The following is an 11,502-nucleotide window of genomic DNA, read 5'->3' as shown; positions in this document are numbered from 1 at the left end:
ATTCTCCTTTAACGATGTTGTAGGTGAACGTACTGCTGAGGCTGGCTATGATGATGCACCGGTAATGATTGATGGCAAATTAGTTCCAGGTATTGGTGGTGGCATTTGCCAAGTTAGTTCTACCATCTTTAATACAGCATTATTATCTGGCATGAATATTGTAGAACGTACACCTCACTTTGAACCTGTTGGATATATTCAAGCTGGTCGTGATGCTACAGTAGCATGGGGCTATTTGGACTTTAAGTTTAGAAATCCATACCAGCAATCCATTTATATCCTCAGTGTGATGAATCATGGTACACTAACCATCTATATTATAGGTACTGCTCAAGACAAGCCTAAAAATGTATCTATTTCAGTTGGTGATCGTAGTGAAATACCAAATAAGACAATTACACGCGTAGATCCGTCTTTAAAAGAAAAAGAAGTACAAGAAGGGCATGTAGGCTTAACAATGAATACGTATAGAACCATAACATATGGTAATTGGGTTACACAAACTGATTCCTTTGAATCTGTATATGACCCAGTAGATACAATCATAACAATGCCACCTGAAGGTTCAACTAAAAAAGCAGATAAAAAGAAACCATAATTAAAGATTTTATTAAATATAGCCTAAACTATTGACCATGAGGTATAAATAGTTTAGGCTATTATTTGGATGTAATTGAGAAACCAATATATACATATTACAAAGTATATGGAAATCCAATACAGAATATTGAGGATATAATCTATTCTCAATCATTCTCAATAATTATCATTTAGTTAAATAGAAGAGGAAACTATGGACACAATCTTACAATTTGATCACTCCTTGATCTTCTATGTACATGACCATCTTGTATATAGTTTTTTAACACCAATTATGGCATTTATTTCAAAAATTACTGGCAGCGGTGCCTTATGGATTGTCATTGCCTTATTATTGATGTTACAAAAAAAATACCGTGTATTAGGCGTAGCTATAATAATTGCATTAGGATTTGTATTAATCATCGGTGACCAAGGTTTAAAACCACATGTAGCTAGATTAAGACCATTTGTAGATTTTCCTAATGTAACAGTACCATTAGAGTCTGCGTTACCAAAAGCAAATAGTTATTCATTCCCGTCAGGCCATAGTTTTGGTTCATTTGCATCAGCCATGACCATTTACCTAGGCTTGAGTCAAATAGCGCCTCAGAAGCGATATTTAGGAATTATAGCATTACTTGGGTCATTAGTAGTAGCATTTTCTAGAGTATATCTATTTGTACATTATCCAACAGATGTATTAACAGGCTTAGTATTGGGAATCATCGTAGGCTTCATTGCATGGAAGCTTGCAAGAATCGGTTGGAACTGGTGGACTAACCGTCATAATGATGTAGAATACGAACCATACACATTTAAACGCAAATAAGCTTAATAAGCTAAAAAACTACATAACATAAGGGATTGGGTCATATAGGCCCAATTTTCTTTATATAATTACTTCCGATAATATATCGTTATCGGAAGTAATTTAAAAACAAATAAAAAACTAGCCTATATATCTATAAGCTAGTTTATTTACATTTCAACCCAAATAAGCCTTTAAATTAATCAATCAACAGATCCTATCGTTTCATATTATGTAATCCAGTCCATTACACAATATTTAACTCAATTTATCTAACCTTATAATTCTAATTTAATTTATGTAACCTAGTTAATCTCACTATATAAAACTTAATATATGTAAATGTTTAAACTATGTTTTTTAAGCCTATTAATCATTAACCTTAGGTGTATATACATATAAGCTCTTAAATAATGCTTTGTATCTAATACAACTATCTTTTTATATAACATCATTTAGCTATATATATTTATATAAGTCTTACATAACCTTAATATATACCAAACTAACTAGATGCTTATGATTCCTTATTTTATGTAGGTTTATGGTAACTATAATTTTATTATTATAGATGTATGTGTAGAATTATTATTATTTAATTTTAAATACATATTGAAATTTTTGATATAAGGTTGTAAAATAAGCATATAAGTTATGTAATTTACTCATATTAACTCTCACGGAGGTATTATATGTGCTGGTGTGACATCGTAAGTAAAGCCAAAATTGGCAGTTTAAAACATTTAGGTAATGGTATGGAAGGTTCCTTAAGATTCTTAGCCGAAATTATTGTAGGTCTTAGTATCCTTCGTGTATTCGTTAACTGGATTTTCGGAGTTTAGACCTTACAATTAAATATAATATATAAAAGACGCTTAGTATTCTAAGCGTCTTTTTTGTATATATTAAGTTTATTTGGCTTATATCTTTACATACTACACTAGATCATATTATTGATATGCTTCGCTGCAATCAATATATTCCATAATCAGTTGGCAGATTTGACCATCTTTATCAAAGGCCCAGTATACAGGATATAAACCATCTCCAAAGCCGGATTGAATCATAGGTACTGTTAATTCAGTTTCAGGAATTGTAAAGTTAATCCAATCCCCTTTAGACCGTTGGAATTGTGGATATGCCAATGCATTTAACTGGAACAAATCACTGTAGTAATCATCATAGATATTTTTATCAGGATAGTTTGTATGCCATTGATCATAGAACTTTCTATAGGTTTCGATAGTTTCTGCATCAACTACAGTAGCAAGTCCAGAATCTACAGGGAACCCGATGTAGCTTTCACCATCATCAAGATCTGTTAAGTCTTCCGTACCTTTTAAAGCCAATTCATAGTTAACAGGCTCATTGCCACTAAAAACAACACGGCTTGCCACATAGCGATACTCATTTGGTTCCATTTCAATAATTTTTGTTTCTAACAAATACGTACCTGGTTCTACAGTTCTAATATATGTATCTGGTTTATTAGGTAATGTTACCAAAGGATCGCAGCATGTAATATGACCAGTTGGGAATGTTACAGTCCACATAGGTAATGTATGTAAGGGGAATCCTTTTAGCTCTTTACGGTTAAATAAATCATGATATGGTACGGTAGGTTTTAATTTACCTTCAGAACCTAAACGGTTAAACGTTTGAATCCATTCACTTGTCAATTTAGATTGTTCCATATTACTCCTCTGCTTCGTGTTTACAATGTATATACTCGCCCTCTAACACTTCATATGCCGCTGTTTTGCGTATAATTTGTTTAACTAATGTATCTAACTGGGAACCATTTGTATAGTCTGCAGGTGCATAATAGCGTATACGGTGATGACGCATCATCTTATATACCTTATCTTTATCCTTTTTAATAGGATCATACACACCTATAGAATGGCCTCCATTTGCGTTAACAAGGCTCATGCAAGGAATATCTGTATCACTATCCCCAATATAAATCATATTGCGGAATGGAACACGTTGGTCCTCAGGCTTAATATAATCGTTAACGCCTGTATCATTAATATCTAGAATTCCCTTTTGAATACGGAACAAAAACTGAGTTTTATTCGTATAGTTAATTGCTTGCGCAGGCCATACGGCTACACCCTTGTCGTCGAACATAAATGCACTGGCATATATTTTAGTGAAAGCTCCCTCTTTCGCCATTTCTGTGCCTTCTATCATCTCCTTCAATCCAGAAGAGATAATGTAATGTTCAATGCGAACACCATGTTCTAATCCATACTCTCTAATACGTTCAAACCAAGTGCGAACACCATCATACAACTCTACTTGATTCCCATATTCCATGAGCTTTTCTTTAGTTACATAAAAGCGACCTACAGCCTCTTGGATCATCTTGTACATATAGGCTAAGTTATTATCCATATCATTTTTCTTAGCCAATTGATTCGATTCTTGCCAGAACTGCTTGATTTGCTCCTCATCATAGCCAACAGATTGAATAAAGCCTTGTGCCTGCATATCATCCGGTGTTAAGGTCTTATCAAAATCGTAGCACATGGCAAGGACTGGCATAGAGTCTTCACGAGATCCCAAGGATGAATCTTTAGAATCACTTTTGTATGTTATCATACGACACCTCCTTTAATATAGTATAAACATAACAATCGTCGTTCTACCCTCTTATATTCCTGAGGTGTCTCTTTGACAACCCCCTTTGTTATCTATTTTACACGACACGTCAACGAAATAATCGTTATATAGCATCGTAATTCCATCTAAAATAGAGTTTCTTGCCTGTAATTTGTATCAATAATCCAGCTTTTTTCCATGCTTTCTTTAATAATTGCTGTTTTTGAAAGCTGGTCAATAAGTAAACTAGAATTTGGATCATGTAACAAACGATTATGCCGGACCGCCGCCTGATTTGTATTAGCATAACAATAGCGACAGAAATGACTACAACTATCATAGGCACCTATATCACCATGTAAATAACAATTACATTCCGGTCTCGCTGGTGCCCGTTTAGGTGCTTTTAACGTAACATTCCAAGCCCGTTCATAACAATCTAAGGTTAAACAACCTTCCGTATTAGCCCCTAATTCTTTAAATGCGTCCCCTTCTCCACAGGTTTTAAGGTCCATATTGCAAGAATGAGCAATAGAAATAAGCTCCTTAATAATGTTATGTTGTACATCAACACTTGGTCTAAAACCTTCAGGAAAGTTCTGAGCCACCTTATCAAATATATCTAAGAAACTTACAACTACCGTATCCGTATATCCTTCTAGCGCCTTAGCCATGTTATAAAAGCTTTCAAAATGGAAATCTATTGTGTAGATATGGGTTAAAATAATAGGATCATAACGCCACACCATGGATTGAGGATTCAGTCTTGTTGATATTTGTTTAAATCCGTCTATTACAGAATCTGCTTTTGGTACATAGGGCTCGATATCTGGACCATAAGGGGTTATAGTCATGTGCCAAAACTGTCTATAATCATTTATTTCATGTAAGAGCGGAATAAATGGCAAAGGATTCTTTGTACAAAACGCAATACCATCTACTACTTCATGATTAATAGGATACCGTGTTATCTGCATTGGGTTATAGGGATTTCGTACATCTACAAATCCTTGATGAACACGATTAATCAACCATTGCCCATAAAAGGCAGGAATATCCGTACGTTGTCCCGTCTGTAAAATCATTGTCCTGCCCTTTCATAAAACAAAAATATAGATGTATTATATCATATTCAATATTAATTATTTATGTAGTAAGTGTGATATTTATAGTATGGTACATTCTCATTTTATGGTACTATTAAGTGTATTAAAAATGAGGAGAACAAAAAGATGAACGATATATTTGAAAAGAATCATCCTATGAAGGATGACAAAGAGTTTATTACCGCTTATTGGAGCGATCGAGCACGTGATTTTGGGTCATTGCGAGCTAAAGAATTAGAAAGCCCTAAACTTAAGCTTTGGCGTGATGAATTGATGAGCCATATCTTTGACTCTGATCGATCTCTACGCATTTTAGATATTGGCTGTGGCGCTGGATTTTTTAGTATTATTCTCTCTGAATTGGGCCATACAGTACATGGTATTGATATTACCCCAAATATGATTGATGAAGCTAATCAACTTGCCGAATCACTAAACTCCGATGCCACCTTCTCCGTCATGGATGCTGAAAATCTTAGCTTTGATTCTAATACCTTTGATATTGTTGTAGCCCGCAATGTAACATGGAACTTACCACATCCAGATAAAGCCTATGCAGAATGGTTACGCATCATTCGTCCAGGTGGTTTAATCCTCAATTATGATGCGGAATATGCTCGCAATCACCATGACTTGCCACCATCTGTTCATCATGCCCATGAACATGTAAGCAATGATTTAAAAGAGCGGTGCCATACTATTTATCATATGCTTGAAATTTCATCCTTTACACGCCCTCAATGGGATAAAGAAGTGCTCACAAAATTAGGTGCTAGCTCCGTCACTATTGACTCCACAGTAGGACCTCGTATTTATAACGAAAAAGATGAATTTTATATCCCTGTACCAATGTTCTTGGTAAAAGTAATAAAATAGCATTCAAAGTAAAACATTACAAAATAAACCCACTCCATATGATATGTACCCCTTTTATTAAGTATCTAATAAAGGAATATATCATACTATGAGTGGGTTTTCTTTTATAAATCATTTCTTATTGTCTTTAATGATAGAGTCATCAAAGTTATAGGTTGTTATAAATTTTGTTTTAGGATTTGCTGCATTGCCAATCTCTTCTAAATATTTATTAGAAGCTATTTGGAGATCTTTCTTATACGCATCAGCCAAGGTTTGTAAATTATTTGTATTGCTTACCCGTTTAAAGGTTTGATCCATAAATTTAATAGTATCTGTTTTTGAATCATAAATAAGAGCAGTATTTGGTATGCCAGTAATATCCATCTTGATTGTATTAGAATTTGAGCTATCTGCGTTACCTACTATATCGTTAGCACTCATTACAAGTGTAAGAGCCGTAATATAATTTAGACGAGTTTCCTTTATATCCCCTACCATTTGAGTAGATTCAATAACAGGTCTCTTTTCAGGCGTCGTATATTGATAGTTATAAGCTTTCATATCTGCTGTATAAATCGTCTTACTATCATTTCGAGCTGTAAGATTCATCGTAAAAATAGGCGTATCAACAGCGCTGACTACATTTTGAACGGTATAGCCTGAGTAAGCAATCCATTCCCCTTCAGCTCCTTTAGGCTGAGAAGACGCACTATTACTACTACAACCAGCTAATATCAACAAACTAACTAAGGCGATACAAAGTGAAAGGTATTGAAGTATTCTTTTTAGCATAGCAGTACCTCGCATACAAACTTATATTATATAAATACAAACCTAACTAGTACTAAACTAGACAAGAAAAAGCTAATCAATTACAGCTATAGTTTTTTTAATATATTAGTTACTGAAATACGCTTGAGCCATAGTGATTTCTACACGAAGTTTTTCTTCATCAATAGTAAGCAATTCTTTATCTTTCATAAGAACTTTGCCACCTACAATTGTAGTATTTACATCAGAACTGTTTGCAGAGTATACGAGTGCCGCTAAATCGTTGTAACGTGGCATCCAGTGCATACCAGTTACGTCATATAGCACGATATCTGCTCGATAGCCTTTCGCTAAAACACCAAGGTCTGTATAGCCAAGGGCTTTCGCTCCTTCTACAGTCCCCATATGCCAAGCTGCTTGTGCAGGAATCGCTTTAGGATCGTAGAGACGTCCTTTATGTAAGGTAGCCGCAAGGCGTACTTCTTCAAGCATGTCCGCATTATTATTAGATGCGGAACCATCCGTACCAAGCCCAACAGTAATACCTTTATCGATCATTTCAGGAACTGGTGCAATACCACTTGCTAATTTTAGGTTAGATTGTGGATTATGTGCTACTGCTACATTGTTTTCAGCCATAATTGCCATATCTTCATCTGTAACATGAACACAGTGTGCAGCTAATGTAGTATTCCAGAATAAACCTAATTCATGCATATGAGCGATTGGAGTTTTACCTGTAGCTTTCATAACATTCTCCACTTCCCCTTTAGTTTCGGACAAGTGCATGTGAATGCCACAATTTAATTCATGAGATAAGGAGATAACCTTCTCCATATAAGCATCTGGACAAGTATATGGCGCATGTGGTCCAAGTAATACCTTGATGCGGTCATTATCAAAGCCATTCCATGTGCGGAATAAATCAGCATTCTCAACTAATGCTTGATCTGCTGTTGGAGAAACACCTGCTAAGCCACGAGATAATACAGAGCGAATGCCCGTTTCTTTTACTACCTCAGCCGTAGTATTCATAAAGAAATACATATCGCTAAAGGTTGTAGTGCCAGTGCGCAGCATTTCCGCAATGCCAAGTTGAGTGCCATAACGAACATAATCGTCGTTAAGTTTTGCTTCTGTCGGCCAAATTGCTGTTTCAAGCCATTCCATAAGCTCAAGATCATCTGCATAGTTTCTAAATAGACCCATCGCAATATGAGTATGGGTATTTACGAGACCTGGCGCTGCCAATTGGCCTTTACCATCGAGCACTTCCTTAGCATAATCTTTAACCTTAATAGCTTCACTATCCTTTAAAATAGCTGTAATATAGCCATTTTCAATTTCAATAGCATGATTTTTAAGAACACCCTCATTGGTGAGGACGTCTACATTAGTAATCAATAAATCAGACATAGGTTTCCTCATAGGTATAACCGAGCTAAAGTAGCTCGGTTATATTTGGTTAATTAATTTACTTTTGTAAGGTAATCGATTTGATCTTGTGTTAAGGAGTCTAAATCGTAACCCATGGAATTTAATTTTAATTTAGCGATTTCCGCATCTAATTCATGAGGCAATACATATACCTTAGGTTCCATATCTTTGCCATTATGTAAAATATGTTCTGCTGCAAGAGCTTGCATTGCGAAGGATAAATCCATGATTTCTGCAGGGTGACCATCGCCTGCAGCAAGGTTTACAAGGCGACCTTCAGCCAATACATAGAGTTTGCGACCATCTGCCATAGTATAGCCTTCAATATTTTGACGAACGCGTTCATGACTTACTGCAAGATCAGTTAGATCAGCTACATTAACTTCACAATCAAAGTGACCAGCATTACATAAGATAGCTTTATCTTTCATTACTTCGTAATGTTCTTTCACGATTACATCTTTACAACCTGTTACAGTACAGAAAATATCCCCTACTTTAGCAGCTTCAATCATAGGTAATACTTTGAATCCATCAAATACTGCTTCAATCGCTTTAATTGGGTCTACTTCTGTTACATATACATAAGCACCAAGGCCTTTTGCACGCATAGCAACGCCTTTACCGCACCAACCATAACCAGCAACAACTACATTTTTACCTGTTACGGTTAAGTTAGTAGTACGCATAATACCATCCCAAACAGATTGACCTGTACCATAACGGTTATCAAAGAGATATTTACAGTAAGAATCGTTTACTGCAATCATAGGGAATGTCAATTGTTTTGCATTCTCTAAAGCATAGAGACGATGTACACCTGTAGTTGTTTCTTCACTACCACCTAAAAGGCGTTCCTTAGCATCTTGGCGAGTTGTGTGTAACAAGTTTACCAAATCGCCACCATCATCGATGATAATGTGCGGTTTGTGATCAAGTGCCTTATTAAGGAAATTGAAGTATTCTTCTTCAGTACAATCATACCAAGCATATACAGTAAGGCCCATATCAACGAGACCTGCAGCTACATCATCTTGTGTAGATAATGGGTTGGAACCAGTTACGATAACATCTGCACCACCGCGTTTTAAAACTGTAGCTAAATACGCTGTTTTTGCTTCCAAGTGAACACTTACAACAATTGTTTGACCTTTGAAAGTTTGTTCTGCTTCAAAGCGGTCGCCCAATGTATTTAATGTAGGCATAAAGTTGGAAACCCAGTCAATTTTCTTACGGCCTTCTGCGGCTAAATTAATATCTTTAATTAAAGATTGCATAATATCTCCTTTTACTCATACAAGTAGATTAAATAAAAATATGTATCGTTAATCCACTTGGATTTTTTGTTATTTAGATTCTACGATCTGACGTAGCTTATCAATAGACTCTTCGTAGTTTGGTTTTAATACACCTTCTTCAGTAATGATGGCAGTCACCAATTCATGTGGTGTCACATCAAAGGCTGGATTAAGCACATCAATACCATTAGGTGCAGTTTGAACACCATGTAGAGATGTTACTTCATAATCATCGCGCATCTCAATAGGAATATCAGTACCATTTTCAAGGGTAAAATCAAATGTGCTGTATGGCGCCGCTACATAAAATGGAATGTTATGGAATTTAGCTAGTACAGCCACACCATAGGTACCAATTTTATTGGCTACATCACCTTTTGTAGTGATGCGGTCTGCACCTACAATAACGGCATCAATGAGGCCATGTTGCATCGCATAGGCCGCCATATTATCAGTCTCAAGAGTAACAGGGATACCGTCCTCATGAAGTTCAAAGGCAGTAAGTCGAGCACCTTGTAATAATGGTCGTGTCTCATCAGCATACACGCGTTCCAATTGACCATTTTCATGTAATTTACGGACAACACCAAGTGCTGTTCCTAAACCACCTGTAGCTAGCGCACCAGCATTACAATGAGTTAGAATACGAATATTCTTTTGCCCTTCAAATAATGTGGCCCCTGCTTCTGCCATACGACGGTTCAATGACACATCTTCTTCGTGAATTGTAATAGCCTCTTTTGTAATGAGCTCTACTACTTCACTCATAGAAGACATACTTTCAACATGCTCTTTTACAAGACAGATAACACGATCTACGGCCCAAGCCAAGTTGATTGCTGTAGGACGAGTTTCCTTTAAGGTCTCACTAAATTCATATAAGCTTGTAAGTTGTTCACTAAACGGAACCTCCAAACGCCCTGCTTCCATAGCCGCTAAAATGAGGCCATAACTGGCAGCTACACCAATAGCAGGTGCGCCACGAACGCGAAGCATTTTTATAGCTTCAGCCACTTGTCGCCAATCTGTACAGTGAACATACGTAATTTCAGTAGGCAATTTAGTTTGATCTAATAGTACTAGCGTATCTTTACGCCATTCAATATTAATCATACCTTCTCCTTTGATGAACTATTGTATTTCATTATGAATGGATTATAGTTTAAAGCCACCATATTCTTGCATGCGATTATGTGCGTCATAACGAGCATCTACATCGATTGCATCAATAGCACCTAAAATAAGAGATTTAAGTTGAGCTGCCATGTCGCCCATCATTTCTACCACTTCACCATGTGTCAAAGCAGATTCAGAAATACCTGCTGCATAGTTTGTAATCATAGAAATAGTAGCATATGCCATTTCAGCTTCATTCGCTAAATTTACTTCCGGTACATTTGTCATACCTACTGTATCACCACCGAGCATGTGGAACATTTTAATTTCTGCTGGTGTTTCAAAACGAGGACCTTCTGTACAAACATAGGTACCGCCATTATGAATTGTTAGGCCTTGTTCAGTACCTACCTTTTGAAGAATATCACGTAATTCAGGGCAATAAGGATTTGTTACATCCAGATGTGCTACTGGACGGTCACCACCTTCATAGAATGTAGTGATGCGGTTCTTCGTGAAATCTAAGAATTGATCTGTCAAAACGAAATGACCAGGCTTGAAGTTTTCATTTAAAGAACCTACAGCTGTTGTAGAGATAATAAATGTAACGCCTAATTTTTTTAGACCCCAAATATTAGCACGATAGTTAATTTTGTGTGGAGGAATTGTATGATCTTTGCCGTGACGAGCAACAAAGATTACCGTTTTCCCATGGTATGTACCTTGTACATAATCTATTTCACCATATGGTGTCATTAAGGATTCTTCATGAATATTTTCAAAGATGGATGGATCATAAACGCCAGTACCACCAATTACGCCAATTGCACTCATTGTGACCTCCTATTATTAATCACTCTATCTTTTATTTTCTCATAGAATAGAAAAACAGGCTATAGGAAAAACCTAGTAGCCTGTA

Annotated in this window: 12 protein-coding genes; 4 read left to right on the top strand and 8 right to left on the bottom strand. The window is 36.1% G+C overall.

Annotated elements, in window-relative coordinates:
* From QZ055_RS05190 to QZ055_RS05180, 3 genes are all read left to right on the top strand, one after another.
* On the top strand, positions 1-598 hold a 598-nt coding region (locus QZ055_RS05190; protein WP_295825097.1), incomplete at its 5' end, for a VanW family protein.
* A gap of 195 nt (positions 599-793) precedes the next feature.
* The gene (locus QZ055_RS05185; protein ID WP_119207183.1) at positions 794-1,411 is read left to right on the top strand and encodes a phosphatase PAP2 family protein; all 618 of its coding nucleotides are present in this window, start codon (positions 794-796) and stop codon (positions 1,409-1,411) included.
* A 671-nt stretch (positions 1,412-2,082) separates the two neighbouring features.
* Positions 2,083-2,232 carry a hypothetical protein gene (locus QZ055_RS05180; RefSeq protein WP_005386608.1) on the top strand — a complete coding sequence of 50 codons (150 nt, stop codon included), beginning with the start codon at positions 2,083-2,085 and terminating at the stop codon, positions 2,230-2,232.
* 108 nt (positions 2,233-2,340) lie between these two features.
* Here the strand turns inward: QZ055_RS05180 and QZ055_RS05175 are convergent, their stop codons facing one another.
* The 3 genes from QZ055_RS05175 to QZ055_RS05165 all read right to left on the bottom strand — a co-directional run bounded on the left by QZ055_RS05175 (position 2,341) and on the right by QZ055_RS05165 (position 5,082).
* The gene (locus tag QZ055_RS05175; protein ID WP_227720903.1) at positions 2,341-3,084 is read right to left on the bottom strand and encodes a DUF4241 domain-containing protein; all 744 of its coding nucleotides are present in this window, start codon (positions 3,082-3,084) and stop codon (positions 2,341-2,343) included.
* Position 3,085: 1 nt separating this feature from the next.
* A complete protein-coding gene (locus QZ055_RS05170) occupies positions 3,086-3,997 on the bottom strand; it encodes an HAD family hydrolase (RefSeq protein WP_295821236.1) in 912 nt (303 codons plus the stop codon).
* A gap of 146 nt (positions 3,998-4,143) precedes the next feature.
* Positions 4,144-5,082, bottom strand: coding sequence for a DUF1848 domain-containing protein (locus QZ055_RS05165; RefSeq protein WP_295825095.1), 939 nt, complete (start codon positions 5,080-5,082; stop codon positions 4,144-4,146).
* Positions 5,083-5,229: 147 nt separating this feature from the next.
* Here QZ055_RS05165 and QZ055_RS05160 point away from each other — a divergent pair, with 147 nt between their 5' ends.
* Positions 5,230-5,979 carry a class I SAM-dependent methyltransferase gene (locus QZ055_RS05160; RefSeq protein WP_295825091.1) on the top strand — a complete coding sequence of 250 codons (750 nt, stop codon included), beginning with the start codon at positions 5,230-5,232 and terminating at the stop codon, positions 5,977-5,979.
* A 111-nt stretch (positions 5,980-6,090) separates the two neighbouring features.
* Here QZ055_RS05160 and QZ055_RS05155 read toward each other — a convergent pair whose 3' ends face one another.
* From QZ055_RS05155 to mtnP, 5 genes are all read right to left on the bottom strand, one after another.
* Positions 6,091-6,753, bottom strand: coding sequence for a hypothetical protein (locus QZ055_RS05155; protein WP_287512413.1), 663 nt, complete (start codon positions 6,751-6,753; stop codon positions 6,091-6,093).
* Positions 6,754-6,858: 105 nt separating this feature from the next.
* Positions 6,859-8,148 (bottom strand): amidohydrolase, encoded by a 1,290-nt coding sequence (locus QZ055_RS05150; protein ID WP_295825089.1) that lies wholly within the window; start codon positions 8,146-8,148, stop codon positions 6,859-6,861.
* Positions 8,149-8,201: 53 nt separating this feature from the next.
* Positions 8,202-9,446: an adenosylhomocysteinase gene (locus QZ055_RS05145; RefSeq protein ID WP_295825087.1), complete on the bottom strand. Its 1,245-nt coding sequence runs from the start codon at positions 9,444-9,446 to the stop codon at positions 8,202-8,204.
* A gap of 69 nt (positions 9,447-9,515) precedes the next feature.
* Positions 9,516-10,580 carry an S-methyl-5-thioribose-1-phosphate isomerase gene (gene mtnA / locus QZ055_RS05140; protein WP_295825086.1) on the bottom strand — a complete coding sequence of 355 codons (1,065 nt, stop codon included), beginning with the start codon at positions 10,578-10,580 and terminating at the stop codon, positions 9,516-9,518.
* Positions 10,581-10,622: 42 nt separating this feature from the next.
* The gene (gene mtnP / locus QZ055_RS05135) at positions 10,623-11,417 is read right to left on the bottom strand and encodes an S-methyl-5'-thioadenosine phosphorylase (protein WP_105089206.1); all 795 of its coding nucleotides are present in this window, start codon (positions 11,415-11,417) and stop codon (positions 10,623-10,625) included.
* Between the last annotated feature and the right edge of the window lie 85 nt (positions 11,418-11,502).

The organism is uncultured Veillonella sp. (genome assembly GCF_905209685.1).
Taxonomy (GTDB): Bacteria; Bacillota; Negativicutes; order Veillonellales; family Veillonellaceae; genus Veillonella.
This window is presented reverse-complemented; position numbering and strand designations above follow the sequence as displayed.

Bases quoted from the DNA above. Each gene is read 5' to 3' on its own strand.
- QZ055_RS05185 (WP_119207183.1), top strand. From the start codon at position 794: ATGGACACAATCTTACAATTTGATCACTCCTTGATCTTCTATGTACAT.
- QZ055_RS05180 (WP_005386608.1), top strand. From the start codon at position 2,083: ATGTGCTGGTGTGACATCGTAAGTAAAGCCAAAATTGGCAGTTTAAAA.
- QZ055_RS05175 (WP_227720903.1), bottom strand. From the start codon at position 3,084: ATGGAACAATCTAAATTGACAAGTGAATGGATTCAAACGTTTAACCGT.
- QZ055_RS05170 (WP_295821236.1), bottom strand. From the start codon at position 3,997: ATGATAACATACAAAAGTGATTCTAAAGATTCATCCTTGGGATCTCGT.
- QZ055_RS05165 (WP_295825095.1), bottom strand. From the start codon at position 5,082: ATGATTTTACAGACGGGACAACGTACGGATATTCCTGCCTTTTATGGG.
- QZ055_RS05160 (WP_295825091.1), top strand. From the start codon at position 5,230: ATGAACGATATATTTGAAAAGAATCATCCTATGAAGGATGACAAAGAG.
- QZ055_RS05155 (WP_287512413.1), bottom strand. From the start codon at position 6,753: ATGCTAAAAAGAATACTTCAATACCTTTCACTTTGTATCGCCTTAGTT.
- QZ055_RS05150 (WP_295825089.1), bottom strand. From the start codon at position 8,148: ATGTCTGATTTATTGATTACTAATGTAGACGTCCTCACCAATGAGGGT.
- QZ055_RS05145 (WP_295825087.1), bottom strand. From the start codon at position 9,446: ATGCAATCTTTAATTAAAGATATTAATTTAGCCGCAGAAGGCCGTAAG.
- mtnA (WP_295825086.1), bottom strand. From the start codon at position 10,580: ATGATTAATATTGAATGGCGTAAAGATACGCTAGTACTATTAGATCAA.
- mtnP (WP_105089206.1), bottom strand. From the start codon at position 11,417: ATGAGTGCAATTGGCGTAATTGGTGGTACTGGCGTTTATGATCCATCC.